At 69.7% G+C, this 15,475-nt stretch carries 13 protein-coding genes, 2 tRNA genes, 1 pseudogene and 1 riboswitch; of the genes and pseudogenes, 4 read left to right on the top strand and 12 right to left on the bottom strand.

What is annotated here, in order from left to right:
- Window positions 1-9 precede the first annotated feature (9 nt).
- From clpX to P3T39_RS10380, 6 genes are all read right to left on the bottom strand, one after another.
- A complete protein-coding gene (gene clpX / locus P3T39_RS10405; protein ID WP_280697133.1) occupies window positions 10-1,299 on the bottom strand; it encodes an ATP-dependent Clp protease ATP-binding subunit ClpX in 1,290 nt (429 codons plus the stop codon).
- Window positions 1,300-1,590: 291 nt separating this feature from the next.
- On the bottom strand, window positions 1,591-2,247 hold the full coding sequence (locus P3T39_RS10400) for an ATP-dependent Clp protease proteolytic subunit (RefSeq protein ID WP_280697131.1): 657 nt from the start codon (window positions 2,245-2,247) through the stop codon (window positions 1,591-1,593).
- Between the two features lie 56 nt (window positions 2,248-2,303).
- A complete protein-coding gene (locus P3T39_RS10395; RefSeq protein WP_280697130.1) occupies window positions 2,304-2,927 on the bottom strand; it encodes an ATP-dependent Clp protease proteolytic subunit in 624 nt (207 codons plus the stop codon).
- 274 nt (window positions 2,928-3,201) lie between these two features.
- Entirely contained in the window at window positions 3,202-4,578 is a 1,377-nt protein-coding gene (gene tig / locus P3T39_RS10390; protein WP_280697129.1) for a trigger factor, read from the bottom strand.
- 224 nt (window positions 4,579-4,802) lie between these two features.
- Window positions 4,803-6,284, bottom strand: coding sequence for an MDR family MFS transporter (locus P3T39_RS10385; protein ID WP_280697127.1), 1,482 nt, complete (start codon window positions 6,282-6,284; stop codon window positions 4,803-4,805).
- A 136-nt stretch (window positions 6,285-6,420) separates the two neighbouring features.
- Window positions 6,421-6,494, bottom strand: a tRNA-Pro gene (locus P3T39_RS10380).
- A gap of 175 nt (window positions 6,495-6,669) precedes the next feature.
- Between P3T39_RS10380 and P3T39_RS10375 the strand changes: the two genes are divergently transcribed.
- Window positions 6,670-6,743: transfer RNA gene (locus tag P3T39_RS10375), tRNA-Gly, on the top strand.
- A 164-nt stretch (window positions 6,744-6,907) separates the two neighbouring features.
- Here P3T39_RS10375 and P3T39_RS10370 read toward each other — a convergent pair.
- Window positions 6,908-7,303: pseudogene (locus P3T39_RS10370) on the bottom strand (M23 family metallopeptidase); the annotation flags it as partial.
- Window positions 7,304-7,439: 136 nt separating this feature from the next.
- Window positions 7,440-7,590, bottom strand: a riboswitch (cyclic di-AMP (ydaO/yuaA leader).
- A gap of 426 nt (window positions 7,591-8,016) precedes the next feature.
- Between P3T39_RS10370 and P3T39_RS10365 the strand changes: the two are divergent.
- Window positions 8,017-8,799 (top strand): DUF6348 family protein, encoded by a 783-nt coding sequence (locus P3T39_RS10365; protein ID WP_280697126.1) that lies wholly within the window; start codon window positions 8,017-8,019, stop codon window positions 8,797-8,799.
- 12 nt (window positions 8,800-8,811) lie between these two features.
- Here P3T39_RS10365 and P3T39_RS10360 read toward each other — a convergent pair whose 3' ends face one another.
- The gene (locus tag P3T39_RS10360; protein WP_280697125.1) at window positions 8,812-9,006 is read right to left on the bottom strand and encodes a hypothetical protein; all 195 of its coding nucleotides are present in this window, start codon (window positions 9,004-9,006) and stop codon (window positions 8,812-8,814) included.
- Between the two features lie 437 nt (window positions 9,007-9,443).
- Window positions 9,444-10,676 (bottom strand): PP2C family protein-serine/threonine phosphatase, encoded by a 1,233-nt coding sequence (locus tag P3T39_RS10355; RefSeq protein WP_280697124.1) that lies wholly within the window; start codon window positions 10,674-10,676, stop codon window positions 9,444-9,446.
- Between the two features lie 212 nt (window positions 10,677-10,888).
- Here P3T39_RS10355 and P3T39_RS10350 point away from each other — a divergent pair, with 212 nt between their 5' ends.
- Window positions 10,889-11,719, top strand: coding sequence for a sterol carrier protein domain-containing protein (locus P3T39_RS10350; protein WP_348534330.1), 831 nt, complete (start codon window positions 10,889-10,891; stop codon window positions 11,717-11,719).
- Window positions 11,720-11,751: 32 nt separating this feature from the next.
- On the opposite strand, the gene P3T39_RS10345 is transcribed toward P3T39_RS10350, so the two are convergent.
- A complete protein-coding gene (locus P3T39_RS10345; protein ID WP_280697123.1) occupies window positions 11,752-12,237 on the bottom strand; it encodes a ribose-5-phosphate isomerase in 486 nt (161 codons plus the stop codon).
- Window positions 12,238-12,417: 180 nt separating this feature from the next.
- Complete coding sequence (locus P3T39_RS10340; RefSeq protein WP_280697122.1) at window positions 12,418-13,020, bottom strand: biotin transporter BioY; 603 nt, start codon at window positions 13,018-13,020, stop codon at window positions 12,418-12,420.
- A gap of 405 nt (window positions 13,021-13,425) precedes the next feature.
- On the opposite strand from P3T39_RS10340, the gene P3T39_RS10335 reads away from it, so the two are divergent.
- Complete coding sequence (locus P3T39_RS10335; protein WP_280697321.1) at window positions 13,426-14,727, top strand: amino acid permease; 1,302 nt, start codon at window positions 13,426-13,428, stop codon at window positions 14,725-14,727.
- A 56-nt stretch (window positions 14,728-14,783) separates the two neighbouring features.
- Here P3T39_RS10335 and P3T39_RS10330 read toward each other — a convergent pair whose 3' ends face one another.
- Complete coding sequence (locus P3T39_RS10330) at window positions 14,784-15,419, bottom strand: DsbA family protein (protein WP_280697121.1); 636 nt, start codon at window positions 15,417-15,419, stop codon at window positions 14,784-14,786.
- Between the last annotated feature and the right edge of the window lie 56 nt (window positions 15,420-15,475).

The raw sequence follows: 15,475 nt of genomic DNA, 5'->3' as shown, positions 1-15,475 counted from the left end.
GGTTGCGCCTCAGGCGCTCTTCTCGCGGCGCTCACGCTTGATCATGTCGCGCGGGACCAGGGTCGGGATGGCGTGCTTGGAGACCACGTCCCCGGTGACCACCACGCGGGCGACGTCCTGACGCGAGGGCACCTCGTACATCACGGACATCAGCACCTCCTCCATGATGGCCCGAAGCCCTCGGGCACCGGTGCCGCGCAGGATCGCCTGGTCCGCGATGGCCTCCAGCGCGTCCCGGGTGAACTCCAGCTCCACGCCGTCCAGCTCGAAGAGCTTGCGGTACTGCTTGACCAGCGCGTTCTTCGGCTCGGTGAGGATCTGCAGCAGGGCCTCGCGGTCCAGGTTGTGCACGCTGGTGATCACGGGCAGACGACCGATGAACTCGGGGATCATCCCGAACTTCACCAAGTCCTCCGGCATCACCTGGCGGAAGTGGTCGCTGGCGTCCAGCTCCCGCTTGGAGCGGATGTTGGCGCCGAAGCCGATGCCCTTGGCGCCCGCCCGGCCCTCGATGATCCGCTCCAGACCGGCGAAGGCACCGCCCACGATGAACAGCACGTTGGTGGTGTCGATCTGGATGAACTCCTGGTGCGGGTGCTTACGGCCGCCCTGCGGGGGCACCGAGGCCGTCGTACCCTCCAGGATCTTCAGCAGCGCCTGCTGCACACCCTCGCCGGAGACGTCGCGGGTGATCGACGGGTTCTCGCTCTTTCGCGCGACCTTGTCGATCTCGTCGATGTAGATGATCCCCGTCTCGGCCTTCTTGACGTCGTAGTCGGCCGCCTGGATCAGCTTCAGCAGGATGTTCTCGACGTCCTCACCGACGTAACCCGCCTCGGTGAGCGCGGTGGCGTCGGCGATCGCGAACGGCACGTTGAGCATCCGGGCCAGGGTCTGCGCGAGCAGCGTCTTGCCGGAGCCGGTCGGGCCGAGCAGCAGGATGTTGGACTTGGCCAGCTCGATCGCGTCCTCGCGGCCGTTCCCGCCGCTGCGGCCCGCCTCGCCGGCCTGCACCCGCTTGTAGTGGTTGTAGACCGCGACGGACAGTGCCTTCTTCGCCAAGTCCTGGCCGACCACGTACTGGTCGAGGAACTCGTAGATCTCCCGCGGCTTCGGGAGCTCCTCGAAGCGCACCTCGGAGCTCTCCGCGAGCTCCTCCTCGATGATCTCGTTGCACAGGTCGATGCACTCGTCGCAGATGTACACGCCTGGCCCGGCGATCAGCTTCTTCACCTGCTTCTGCGACTTGCCGCAGAACGAGCACTTGAGCAGGTCGCCACCGTCTCCGATGCGTGCCACGAGGTGCTTCCCCTTCGCCAGGGGCCCCGCGAGGGTCCGGGGCCTGGTGCTGTGGACCGGCTGCGCCGTCGGCGGTCGGTCTCGCTATCCGACGGTACTCTGCTGAGCCGGTGAATCCGCCGACTTCGGCAGCTCTGCCCTACGCCGTGGGCGAATTGATACCGAACAGATGCCGTCTGGCGGGCATGAGGCCCGCACTAGATTGTGCCGGGCCAGGGGCCCGTCCGGAACAGAACGAAGGCGGGGCGTACATCACGTGAGTCATGTACGCCCCGCCCGGGGCCGCCGAGGTCAGTCGGTCAGCGAGGTCTTGCGGGTCGAGATGATCTGGTCGATCAGCCCGTACTCCAGGGCCTCCTCGGCCGTCAGGATCTTGTCTCGCTCGATGTCGTCGCGGACCTGCTCGACCGGCTTGTTGGAGTGCTTGGAGAGCATCTCCTCCAGCTGCTCGCGCATCCGGAAGATCTCCTTGGCCTGGATCTCCAGGTCGGACACCTGGCCGCGGCCGGTCTCGGTGTACGGCTGGTGGATCAGGATCCGCGCGTTCGGCAGCGCCATCCGCTTGCCGGGCGTACCGGCGGCCAGCAGCACCGCGGCGGCGGAGGCCGCCTGGCCCATGCAGACCGTGGTGATGTCCGGCTTGACGTACTGCATCGTGTCGTAGATGGCCGTCAGCGCCGTGAAGGAGCCGCCGGGCGAGTTGATGTACATCTGGATCTCGCGGTCCGGGTCCATCGACTCCAGGCACAGCAGCTGGGCCATGATGTCGTTCGCCGAGACGTCGTCCACCTGCGAGCCGAGGAAGATGATGCGCTCCTCGAACAGCTTGGCGTACGGGTCGTACTCGCGGATGCCCTGCGAGGTGCGCTCGACGAAGCGCGGGACGATGTACCGGCCCTCAGCGCGGGCTCCGTAGAACTCGGCGCGGGGCGTCTGGGGGGTGTTCATGGGTGTTCCGGCCTCCGGATGCGTACCGACGGGTGTGGTGGGGTGCTGGCGGGCGCTCAGGCGCCGGTGCCGCCGCCGCCGGGGACATCCGCGGCGCTGTGCATGATCTCGTCGATCAGGCCGTACGCCTTGGCCTCCTCCGGCGTGAACCAGCGGTCGCGGTCGGAGTCCGCGGTGATCTGCTCGAAGGTCTGGCCGCTGTGCTGGGCGATCAGCTCGGACATCCGCTTCTTGGTGCGCAGCAGCTGCTCCGCCTGGATCCGGATGTCGGTGGCCGAACCACCGAGGCCCGCGGAGGGCTGGTGCATCAGGATGTTGGCGTTCGGCAGCGAGAAGCGCTTGCCCGGGGCGCCGGCGGTCAGCAGGAACTGGCCCATCGAGGCCGCCATGCCCATCGCAATGGTGACCACGTCGTTCTTGATGTACTGCATGGTGTCGTAGATCGCCATGCCGGCCGAGATCGAGCCACCCGGAGAGTTGATGTAGAGGAAGATGTCCTTGTCCGGGTCAGCGGCCAGGAGCAGCAGCTGGGCGGTGATCTTGTTGGCGATGTCGTCGTCGACCTGCTGGCCGAGGAAGATGATGCGCTCGTTGAGCAGCCGGTTGTAGACCTGGTCCCCCAGGCCGCCGAGCACGTCACCAGCGGCGGCGTGCGGCGCCATCAGGCCAGGCATCTGCATCTGCGGGAACGTCACTTAGCCACCTGCTCAGTCGAATTGGACGGCCGCCGAGCAGCCGTCGCTTGTCGCACAGCTCTGGAAAATCACTGCGCCCCGCCCGCGAAGCAAGACCGCAGTGTCGCTGTCTAAGGACCCTAACGCGCAGGCCGGGCCTCAGAATCCCCCACGCAGAACTGTTCGCTGTGAGCGCAGGGTCAGCGGGGGAAACCGTGAGCCCGGGTACCAGTTCGGTACCCGGGCTCACGGTCGGAAACTACTGAGGACTACTGAGGACTCAGGCCTCGGTCGTCTCGGCGGCGGCCGCGGCCGACTCCTCGGTCTCGTCCTCGTCCTCGTCGAAGGAGACGACCTCACCGTTGGTGTCCGTGACCTTGGCGGCCTCGACCACGGCGGCCAGCGCCTTGCCGCGGGCGACCTCGCCGACCAGCAGCGGCACCTGGCCACCCTGGACGACCTGCTGGGCGAACTGGTCCGGGGTCAGGCCCGAACCGGCGGCACGGCGGATCAGGTGCTCGGTGAGCTCTTCCTGGTTGACGCCGAGCTCCTCCTTGGCGACGATCTCGTCGAGGACGAACTGGGTCTTGATGCCCTTCTTCGCCTGCTCCTCGGTCTCCGCCTGGAACTCCTCCAGGGTCTTGCCCTGGGTCTCCAGGTAGGTCTCCAGGGTCAGGCCCATGGGCTCCAGCTGGTGGTGCTCGAGGTTGTGGCGACGGGTCTCGATCTCGTCCTTGAGAAGCTTCTCCGGGTACTCCATCTCGACCAGCTTCAGCAGCTCGTCCAGGACGCGCTCCTGAGCCTGGGTGGCCTGGTCGAACTCGCGCATGCGCTCGAGGCGCTTGCGGGAGTCCTCCTTCAGCTCCTCCAGGGTGTCGAACTCGCTCGCCAGCTGGGCGAACTCGTCGTCCAGCTCGGGGAGCTCCTTCTCCTGGACCGCGGTCACGGTGACGGTGACCTCGGAGCTCTTGCCGGCCTGGGTGCCGCCCTTGAGCTCGGTGGTGAAGGTCTTGGTCTCACCGGCGGACAGGCCGACGACGGCCTCGTCGATGCCGTCCAGCAGGCGGCCGGAGCCGATCTCGTAGCTCACACCGGTGGCGGTGCCGTCCTCCGGCACCTCACCGTCGACCTTGGCCTCCAGGTCGACGACGACGACGTCGCCCTCGGCGGCGGCGCGCTCGACGTCCTTGACCGAGGAGAAGCGCTCACGCAGCTGCTCCAGGGACTTCTCGACATCGGCGTCCTCGACCACGATCGGGTCGACGGTCACCTCGATGGTGGAGAAGTCGGGGAGGGTGATCTCCGGGCGGACGTCGACCTCGGCGGTGAACTTCAGGTCGCCACCATCGGCGATCTTCTCGACACCCTCGATGTCGGTGATCTCGGGCTGGCCGAGGACCTCGATCTTGCCCTCGTCGACGGCCTGCGTGTAGAAGCGCGGCAGGGCGTCGTTGACGGCCTCCTCCAGCACGGCCGCACGGCCGAAGCGCTGGTCGATCACCTTGGCCGGGATCTTGCCCTTACGGAAGCCCGGGACCGTGACCTGCTGGTTGATCTTCTTGTACGCCGCGTCGAGGCTGGGCTTGAGCTCCTCGAAGGGCACCTCGACGGTGAGTCGAACCCGGGTCGGGTTCAGAGTCTCGACGGCGCTCTTCACGGTTAGGTCTCCTAGGGGCTTGCGGTCAGGTTGTCTCCGCCCGGCCGGATGGTCCAGCGCGGGCGAGACGGGCGATGGGCGGTTGGAGCTGCATCTCCCGTGCGTGGTGGACGGTGAGCGTGACTCCTCGCCCTCGGGCGGTGGAGCTGTGCATGGCACAGGCACTACCGCCAGCGGCCCATCCTACCGGTACCACGAAAGGCGGACGCCAGGCCCGCCCGCGATCAGTGTGCCGCGGCCTGCGCCCGCTCGACCTGCGGCTCGCCCGCGGGGGCCGGTCGCATGGTGGCCACAGCGTCCGAATCCCGGACGAACAGCGCCGTCACGGCCGCCGCCAGGGCCAGAGCGGCTGCCACCAGGAAGGCGGCGTGATAGGCGGCGAGGTTCGCCGTGGGCGTACCTCCGGACGTGGTCGTGACGGTGCCGATGGCCGCCAGCACGGTGCCGAGCACGGCCACCCCGAGCGCCGAGCCGAGCTGGCGCTGGGCGTTGTAGAGGGTCGAGGCGCCGCCGGTGGAACGGGCGGGGACGGTCGCGAAGGCGGCGGTCTGCGAGGGCATGAAGACGTGCGCCATGGCGAAGCCGGTGGCGAAGAGCAGCACCCGGACCGCCCAGAGGTTGCTGTCCTGACCGATGGTCGCCATCAGTGCCAGGCAGAGGGCGACGGCACCGGCCCCGGTCACCAGCAGCCTGCGCGGGCCGACCCTGGGGTAGAGCCGCCCGGCCACCTGGGAGGCCACCATCACACCGATCGCCTCGGGGAAGACCATCAGTCCGCTGTGCAGGGCGTCCATACCGAGCGCGTCCTGCATCAGCAGCGGGAAGAGGTAGAGCATGCCGAGGAAGGCGGCACCGGAGAAGAGCGAGAGCAGGTTGGCGGTACGGAAGATCCGGTCGTGGAACAGCCGCAGGTCCAACATCGGCTGCGGGAGCCGGAGTTCGACCACCACCAGGGCCGCCAGGGCGAGTGGGCCGAGGACGGCGGAGAGCAGGATGCCGGTACTGCCCCAGCCCTTGCCGGCACCCTCGGAGAGCGCGTACATCAGCAGGCCGAGACCGAGCGCGGCGAGCAGGAACCCGGCCGCGTCGAAGCGGTGGGCGGCGTCCGAGCGGTAGTCGGGGAGAAAGAGCAGACCGAAGACCAGTGCCAGGACGCCGATCGGGACGTTGACGATGAAGACCCAGTGCCAGGACCAGCTGTCCACCAGCCAGCCGCCCAGTACCGGACCGAGCGCGGGCGCGACGGCAGTCGGCAGCATCAGCACCCGGGTGGCCCGCATCCGCTCCTCCTGCGGGAAGGCCCGGAAGAGCATGGTCATCCCGACCGGGGTGAGCAGGCCGCCTGCCGCGCCCTGGAAGATCCGGTAGACGGTCAGCTGGTCGAGGCTGCCAGCGGCGCCGCAGAGCAGCGAGGCGATCGTGAAGAGGGTGAGGGCGGTCAGGAAGACCCGGCGGGTGCCGAAGCGGTCGCCGAGCCAGCCGGAGAGCGGGACGAAGACGGCAAGGCTCACCAGATAGCCGACGTTGACCACGCCGACCGAGGCCGGGTCCACGGAGAACTGCCGTCCGATGGACGGCAGGGCCACATTGACGATCGTGGTGTCCATGATCGACATGAAGAGTGCTGCGACGAAGACGACACCTACGGCGACCTTCGGATCGAGTCCCCTCCGACGGGTGCTGGCGGGCTGGTCGGCGGCAGTCATGGTGTGCGGTCTCGCTGTTCTCGCGACGGGTGCTCTCTGACCGCAACACTTGGTGATCGATCAACATTCCAGGTTGCCCGAAACGCCCCGAAAACGCCAACAGGGCCCCGTCCTTCGACGAGACCCTGCCGCACTGTCGGGGTGACCGGATTCGAACCGACGGCCTTCCGCTCCCAAAGCGGACGCGCTACCAAACTGCGCCACACCCCGTGGTGCCGAGAGGAAGCGTACACGTCGGCCGGACCCCGCTCGCCGCTATATCGACAGCCCGCCGGACATGCCCGAAACCGAAAGCAGTGTGCAAGCAACCGACCGAACCAGGTAGGCTGACCCCGTCCTCGTGACCGACAGAGTCCCGGGGGCGTCGTGTGCGCAGTACCGGCATGCGGGTGTAGCTCAATGGTAGAGCCCCAGTCTTCCAAACTGGTCACGCGAGTTCGATTCTCGTCACCCGCTCCAGCACTTCGGCCCCGGGCCGACGGATCATCCGTCGGCCCGGGGCCGAAGTCGTCTGAGGTGCGGTCAGGGCGGCGGGATTCCGCACCCCGCCCTCGACTCGCCCAGCCACCCCTCCCCCGCCGCAGCGGGGAGTGCTGCGGCGGGGGGATCGGGCTGAACGAGCGTCAGACGCTGACGCCGTGGGCGGCCAGGTAGGCCACCGGGTTGATGTCGGAGCCGTAGGCCGGGCCGGTGCGGACCTCGAAGTGGAGGTGCGGTCCGGTGACGTTGCCGGTGGCGCCCGAGCGGCCGATCTGCTGGCCGGTTGCCACGGACTGGCCGGCCTTGACGGTGATGGCCGAGAGGTGGGCGTACTCGGAGTACTTGCCGTCGGCGTGCTTGATGACGACCTGGTTGCCGTACGAGCCGCCCCAGCCGGTGGTGACCACGGTGCCGGTGGTGACCGCCTTGACGGTGGTGCCGGTGGAGACCAGGAAGTCCACGCCGGTGTGGTAGCCGCTGGCCCAGTTGGAACCGGTGGCGTGGTACGGCGTGCCGAGGTGGGGGTTGACCACCGGGGAGGTGTAGGCGGGGGCCGCCTGGGCGGTCACCGTGGTCGCAGGGATCGCGAGGGAGGCTCCGGCGATACCCGCGACAAGCGCGAGGCGGGCGAATCGGGGCATGCGCGAACGACGGCTGTCCTGTGCGGACATGAGGGAGTCCTCTCCGACGCCTGCGAGGTGAGCTGTCGGGTTCGGGCAGGGAGTAGCCCGGCCGCATGGAAGCGGCTTCACCCCGAGCCGTCCCGGTCATCCGGGCTCGGCGACTTACCTGTGGGTCCCCCGCTCCTGCCGTGCACTGCTGAAGTGCGGCCCCGGGCGGCGGCAGGACTTGGCGTTCCACCCGATGGACCGACCCGGACGGTGGCCGGGCTGGATGAGAACAAAAGCCGATCCGACGTGCACAGAGCAAGTCCGCCCACCTGGTGGGATAAGGAACGCATAAGGACGACAGGGCCTGAGGTCACTCTCCGGTCGGGTCGGACTGCCCAGCGCAGCGCCGACCGTCACACTCGGGCGGACAGATCGGTACACATCGTCATTAATTGCACGCTTTGCGCCCGTCCGACCACGCTCCGGCGCACGCTGGAGAATCTCCGGTGACCTCCGTCACCCCCTCCGTCACAGTGTCCGCACCCCGCGTAACTGACGGTCCGTTTCCCGCCTGGGCCCGGGGCCGATAATCTCGCTCGCGTCCCACGTACCGATCATTTATTCGAGCTAGGAGCCCGCCCGTGCGTCCGCAGGACCGAATGGCCGTGATCCACCGCAGTGTGGTCCGCGAAATGGCGCAGTTCGGCGCGGAGTTCACGGTGGACGGCGAGGTGGTACGCGGTCCGGGCACGACGGCGGTGGCCGTCCGCGAACACCCGGGCGACGGCGGGAACGGCCATGTGGACCTCGGCTTCGTCCTCGATCTCGGGCGCGCGGACTCCCCGGTGGTCTGGGACTGCGCGGCCGGCCTCGGCAAGACCGAGGAGGAGAAGCTCGACAACGCCGTGAAGATGTGGGCCACCACCACGGCCTCGACCATGGTGGAGCTGCTGGAGCACCGGGGTGAGCACGGTGACCACTACCGGCCCGCCGAGCTGGCCGGCTGGCACGCGATCCAGGGCCCGGCGGCCGTCTTCGGCTTCGGCAACGAGCAGCTCGCCGGCTGGCTCGCCGACCACCAGCCGCTGCCGGCGCTCGCCGAGGCGCTCCGCCCCGAGCTCACCGCCCCGCGGCTGAACGGCGTGAAGCTGTTCCTGGGCGGGCGGGCCGGGGACGACATCGCCGAGGTCCGGGTGAACGGGCAGGTCTCGGAGGCCGCTTCGGCCGCGCTGCACGCACTGGACTGGCCGCGCGGCGAACGGCTGTGCTGGGCACGCCTGTTCGTCCTGCTGGTCGCCGAGGGCGGCGTCCAGCCCGAACCGGTACGCCCCGTACCGGCCCTGGTGCCCATGCCCGCCGCGGCGCCCCGGCGCAGACTGCTGGGCCGCGTCCGGCGGGCTCTCCGGGCAGCGGGCAGGCGGTAGTCCGACGAGTCGTCAGCCGGAGAACGACTGAAGGCTCTTGGCCACCGAGGAGAGGAAGTTCTTGATCGGCTCCGCCGCTGTGGACGCACTGAGCATGAATCCGAAGAGGGCCGAGATGACCGCGTGACTGGTCTTCAACTGCTTGTTGCGGATGAAGATGAAGACGATGGCACCGAACAGCACCAGCGCGGAGACGGAGAGCACCACCCGGACTCACTTCCTTATTTCGTTGCGGGATTTCACCTGGAAACCCTGTGGCGACGCCGGAGCCCGGCCTGTCAGGCGGGGCACAGCCGCCGTACGTCGCTGACCGAGCGCCGCATGCAACGCCCCCATCCCCCGAGTACCGACCAGTCCCGCCCCGACTCAGTGTGGTCGGTCGTGCCGACTGCGTAAAGGCATAGCCGGAAGGCCGGCACGAACTTCCTGGGATGTGAGACGAATTTCCGCCGACCGAGACGATAGCCGAGACCCTCTGACGGCACGTCGGCAGGGGCGGGCCTACCAGCCCCGCTGACGGTGATCGACCCGCCACGGGCCTCCCGCCACGCTCCGCCCACGACCCGTCAGGATTGGCCGAAGATCGGCTGCCGGACTTGACACACCACGGCGGCCGCCCGGTTCACTGCTTCCACCCCAGTGCCTCACTGCCGCCAGAGCAGCAGCACCGCCCGGTCGTCGTTGACGTCCTTGGCCACCGTCTCGATGAGCCGGACCGCCGCACCCCGGCTGCCGCCCTGCAGCAGCGACCCGGCGACCAACCGGTCGGCCTCCCCCATCAACCGGTCCATCCCCTCGGCGAGATCGCGCCCCGGCACCTCGACCATTCCGTCGGTGCAGAGCATCAGCAGATCGCCCCGGTTCAACCGGCCGCGTACGCCCTCGAACTTGGCGCCGTCGTAGATCCCGAGCAGCGGCCCCTCGGCGGCCTCCATGACCTCCCACCGCCCGGCACCCGACAGCCGCTGCATACCCGGCAGATGCCCGGCCGAGAGCAGTTCGTACTCTCCGGTGTCCAGGTCGAGCACCAGATGGACGGCGGTGGCGAAGCCCTCCTCCCAGTCCTGCCGGAGCAGATAGCCGTTGGCGGCGGGCAGGAACTCGTGCGCGGGCAGCGAGCCGAGCAGCCCGCCGAAGGCCCCGGAGAGCAGCAGTGCGCGCGAGCCCGCGTCCATGCCCTTGCCGGAGACGTCCGCCAGCACGGCCTCCAGCACCCTGCGGCCGGGGCCCGTCCTGGCCGCCACCACGAAGTCGCCGGAGAAGGACTGGCCGCCGGCCGGGCGCAGCGCCATGTCGGCGTACCAGCCCTCGGGGAGCACGGGCACCTGGCTCTGCACCCGCAGCCGTTCGCGCAGGTCGAAGAGCATGGTGCCGCCGCCACGCCACGGCACGCCGACCCGGCTGCGGAACTGGGCGAGCAGCAGTCCGGCCACCCCGACCGCGCCGACCACCAGGGCCGCACCCGGGGTGACGCCGAAGACGTACGCCTCGGGGTGGTCGCTGGCCACCCGCTCGCCGGTGTGGATCACCGACTCGGTGGAGAGGCCGAGCGCGGCCGCCGCGTACAGCAGGACCAGGGTGCCGGGGCGCAGCAGCAGGGCTCCGGCGAGGATCGGCAGGACCAGGGCGCTGGGCGGTACCCAGGCGGGGATCCAGATGTTGAGCAGGACGAGCAGCGGGATCATCGCCAGAAAGGCGCCGAAGGCGAGCCAGTCGGAGGCATCGCCCCTGAAGTAGTCCACCCCGGTTCGGCGCAGCCTTCGCCGGGCCCGGTACAGCCTGGTGCGCAGCCGGGCCGTCCAGGGGTCCGCAGCCGCTGTCGCGGCGGGCCCCTTCGCAGTCGTCTGGGGCGGTGCGCCCGGCGTGCTGCCAGCCATGGGCTCTGACCTTATCCACCGGTCCGGGGCGGCGTCGATGGGTACGCGGTGTCGGGCGGGTTGCCGGGTGGCCTTCCAACGGGTTTCGGCCGCCTGCCGAGCGGGCCACCGCGCCTGTGTCGGACAGGAGTTGGGCAACATTGCGAAAATCGGTCGCGCCCGGCGAAACCCGGTGATAGCTCTGGCCGTATGGCTCCCGACCTTAGTCCTCTCTGCGGATCGAAAGCCGTCGGATCACGCTGCCCGCGCCGCCCGAGGACGGCGTCCGGCTGCGGCTGACCGACCCTGGGGAGAGCAGCCTTGCCTGCGAGGAGGTGTACGCGGCCGGGGTGCCGCTGCGCCCGGCGATGATGGAGCGCCGTCCTGGCTGGGAGCGGCTGCCGCTGCTGGACGGGCCCGGCATGCGCCAGGGCGCCTCACCGCTCCAGGTGGTGCTGGCCGAGGACGCGCAGAGCGGTCGGCCGCTCGGCTATGCCCGGTACCGGGTCAAGAACGAGTCGACCGGCCAGTCCGCGGCCGGGGTGGTCGTGGTGCGCGACGTCGAGGCACTCTCACCGCAGGTGTACGCCAGGCTCTGGTCGTACCTGCTGGAGATCGACCTGACCGACACCGTCCAGGTCCGCAACCGGCCGGTGGACGACCCACTGCTGCACCTGGTCTCGGACACCCGTCGGCTCTCGCCGACGCTCGGCGACGCGCTCTACGTGCGGTTGGTGGACGTCGGTGCGGCGCTTCGGCTGCGCCGGTACGCGGCACCCCTCGACATGGTGCTCGAAGTGACGGACGGGTTCTGTCCGTGGAACACCGGGCGCTGGAAGCTGCGGGCGGGCGGGCCCGACGAGGACGCCGCCTGCGCACCCACCGCCGAGGCTGCCGACCTGGCCCTGACGGTGCGTGAGCTGGGCTCGGCGTATCTCGGCGGGGTGACGCTGGCGTCGCTCGGCGCGGCCGGGCGGGTCACCGAGCTTCGCGAGGGCGCGCTGGGGGAGGCGTCACGGGCCTTCGCCTCCCAGGTTGCGCCCTGGCTGCCGCACGGGTTCTGACGACCCGTACGGCAGCCGCCGTCTCGGGGCTGTCAGCCCTGCGGGTGGTGGGCCGGGATCGGGGGGAGCTCGCCCGTGGTCTCGTACTCGCTGAGCATGGCGATCCGGCGGGTGTGGCGCGGCTCGCCGCTGTACGGGGTGTTGAGGAAGATCTCGACGAAGCGGGTCGACTCCTCCACGGTGTGCATCCGGCCGCCGATGCTGATCACGTTGGCGTTGTTGTGCTCGCGCCCGAGCTCGGCGGTCTGCTCGCTCCAGGCGAGCGCGGCACGCACGCCCTTCACCTTGTTGGCGGCGATCGCCTCACCGTTGCCCGAGCCACCGATCACGATGCCCAGCGCCTCGGGGTCGGCGGCGGTGCGCTCGGCGGCGCGCAGACAGAACGGCGGGTAGTCGTCCTCGGCGTCGTAGATGTGCGGACCGCAGTCGATCGGCTCGTGGCCGTTCTCCTTCAGCCACTGGACGAGGTGGTTCTTGAGGTCGTATCCGGCATGGTCGGAACCCAGGTACACGCGCATGCGTATGAGTGTGGCATGCGGGCAACCCCGTACCTCCGCAGGGGCGCGGGAAGAACTGCACGTGCAACCGCGCACTCCGCCGAACCTCCGGGAGCGAGGGGCAACCCTTCAGGGGCGCGGGGCTCTGAAGGGTTGCCCCTCGCTCCCGGGATGCGCAGCTCAGCCCCCGGGATGCGCGGCTCAGCCGCGGCGACCGAGCAGCTTCCAGGCGAGCGGGAGGGCGCCCATGGCGAACAGGACCTTGAGGCCGTCCCCGACCAGGTAGGGGTAGAGACCGAGGTCGGCGGCCTTGGCCAGCGGGATGTGCAGCGAGGCGGCCAGGTAAGGGACACCCACCGCATAGATCGTCAGGTTGCCGAGCACCATCGCCAGCGCCGTCCGCAGCGGGCTGCGGTCGGCGCCGCGCCGCGCGAGCGCACCGGTGAGGGCGGCGGCGAGCACGAAGCCGAGGACGTAGCCGAGGCTCGGCATCGCCCAGCCCGAGGTGCCCTCGGCGAACCACGGCATCCCGGCCATGCCTGCCAGCAGGTAGAGGCCGAGCGAGGCGACGCCCCGGCGGGTGCCGAGGGCGGTGCCGACCAGCAGGGCGGCGAAGGTCTGGCCGGTCACCGGTACCGGCGAGCCGGGGACGGACACGGAGAGCTGGGCGGCGAGGCCGGTCAGCGCGGCGCCCCCGGCGACCAGGGCCAGCTCGCGCACCTGGCCGCCGAGGCGGGTGGTCGCGCGCGGGACGAGGTCGGCGAGGACCGTGGCGGACGGTGCGGGCGTGGCGGCAGTGGCCATGGGGCAGGTCTCCAGTTCTGGCACGGCGTGATCCGTCGTGAATGCTTGTGAACAGTTGTGAACCTATGTCCTGCGGCGGACCTCGGGGGCATCAAATCCGACAAGCGTCGACCCCTCGGCTTGTCGGATTCCCTCGCGCTCGGGGCCATCCCATGGTCATTCGAGTAGGAGACAGATCACTTTCGGTCACTCTGGTGTCCGGAATCCGGTCCTTAAGCGCCAGTTCTTGGCATGACCAGCCGCTGTACCGAATAGTGGACGGACTGCTCCATCATCCGCACATGTCTGGACCTGTCTATGCCGACCCCCACCGCCCAGCCGACGCTGGACCCCGCCTCGCAGGCGTCCGGCTCCGGCGACGAGGGCCAGCACCTCTCCCACGGCCTCAAGCAGCGCCATCTGTCGATGATCGCGCTCGGCGGCGTGATCGGCGCCGGGCTGTTCGTCGGCTCGGGCTCCGGTATCGCCGCCGCCGGTCCGTCCATCGTGCTGGCCTTCGCCGGCTCCGGGCTGCTGGTCATGCTGGTGATGCGGATGCTCGGCGAGATGTCGGCGGCCCGCCCCGCCAGCGGTTCCTTCTCCGTGCACGCCGAGCGGGAGATCGGCCCCTGGGCCGGCATGGCCGTCGGCTGGATCTTCTGGACGCTGCTCTGCGTCGGCGTGGGCGCGGAGGCGATAGGCGCCTCGCACGTGATGAGCGGCTGGTTCCCCGGCATACCGCTCTGGGTCTGGGTCGCCGTCTTCATGGGCTTCTTCTGCGCGACCAACCTGGCCGCCGTGAAGAACTTCGGCGAGTTCGAGTTCTGGTTCGCCGCGGTCAAGGTCACCGCCATCGCCGCCTTCCTGGTGATCGGCGTCCTGGCCATCTGCGGCGTACTGCCCGGCACTCCGGCCCCCGGCACCGCCAACCTCACCGGCCACGGCGGCTTCTTCCCCAACGGCTCGACCGGCCTGATCACCGGCCTGCTGGCCTCGGTCTTCGCCTACGGAGGCCTGGAGACCGTGACCATCGCGGCCGCGGAGTCCAAGGACCCCCGGCGCAGCGTGGCCACCGCCGTGCGCACCTCGATGTGGCGGATCGCCCTGTTCTACGTCGGCTCGATGGCCGTGATCGTCACCCTGGTGCCGTGGAACGACCCCTCCGTGAAGGGCTCGGGCCCGTACGTCTCGGTGCTGAACACCCTGGGCATTCCGGGCGCCGGCCAGCTGATGAACGTGGTGGTGCTGATCGCGCTGCTCTCCGCGATGAACGCCAACATCTACGGCGCCTCCCGGATGGCGCACTCGCTGGTCGAGCGCGGCCAGGGCCCGAAGCTGCTGGCCCGGGTGCAGGGCGGGGTGCCGCGGCTCGCGGTGCTGGCCTCCTCGGCCTTCGGCTTCCTCGCCGTGCTGCTCAGCTACTGGTGGCCGACCACCGTCTTCACCTGGCTGCTCAACATGGTCGGCGCGGCCGTGCTGGTGGTCTGGGCGTTCATCGCCGTGGCCCAGCTGCGGATGCGCCGCCGCCTGGAGCGCGAGGCACCCGAGCAGCTCACCGTGCGGATGTGGCTCTTCCCGTACCTGACCTGGGTGGCACTGGCCGCGATCGTGGCGGTGCTGGCCCTGATGACGGCGGACGCCGACAACCGGATCCAGCTGTACTTCACGGCCGGTCTGACCGTGGCACTCTCCGCCCTCGGCTGGCTGAAGCAGCGCCGCAGCGCCTGACCCACGAACACGACGAGAGGCCCGGCACCCAGGTGCCGGGCCTCTCGTCGTCGCCGCTACTCGAAGGACGGCGCGGCCGTACGAGTGCGCTTGATCTCGTAGAAGCCGGGGGTGGAGGCGACCAGGATGGTGCCGTCCCAGAGCCGGGCGGCGGCCTCACCGCGCGGGGCCGGGGTGACCACCGGGCCGAAGAAGGCGACCCGGTCGCCGCCGTCCGGGCCGTCCACCGCGATCACCGGGGTACCGACGTCCTCGCCGACCAGCGAGATGCCCGCCTCGTGCGAGGCGCGCACCTGCTCGTCGTACGCATCGGAGTCGGCCGCGTCGGCCAGGCCGACCGGGAGGCCGGCCGCCTTCAGCGCCGCCTCGATGGTCGAACGCTCGTTGGGCAGGCCCTGGTTGTGGAAGCGGGTGCCGAGCTCGGTGTAGAGCGGGCCGAGCACGTCCTCGCCGTGCGCCTGGGCAGCGGCGATCAGCACCCGGACCGGACGCCACGCGTTGGCCAGGTTCTGCTTGTACTTCTCCGGCAGGTCCTCGCGGTTCTCGTTGAGGACGGCCAGGCTCATCACATGCCAACGGGTCTCCACCGGGCGGAGCTTCTCGACCTCCAGCATCCAGCGTGAGGTCATCCAGGCCCAGGGGCAGATCGGGTCGAACCAGAAGTCGGCGATCTTGCGGTCTGCGGTCGTCACTGGCGGCGTCCTTCGCTCGGCGTAGAAGTGCGGTGGGCACATGGGTGCTTGTGCGG

This window comes from Kitasatospora sp. GP82, assembly GCF_029892105.1.
GTDB lineage: Bacteria > Actinomycetota > Actinomycetes > Streptomycetales > Streptomycetaceae > Kitasatospora.
This window is presented reverse-complemented; position numbering and strand designations above follow the sequence as displayed.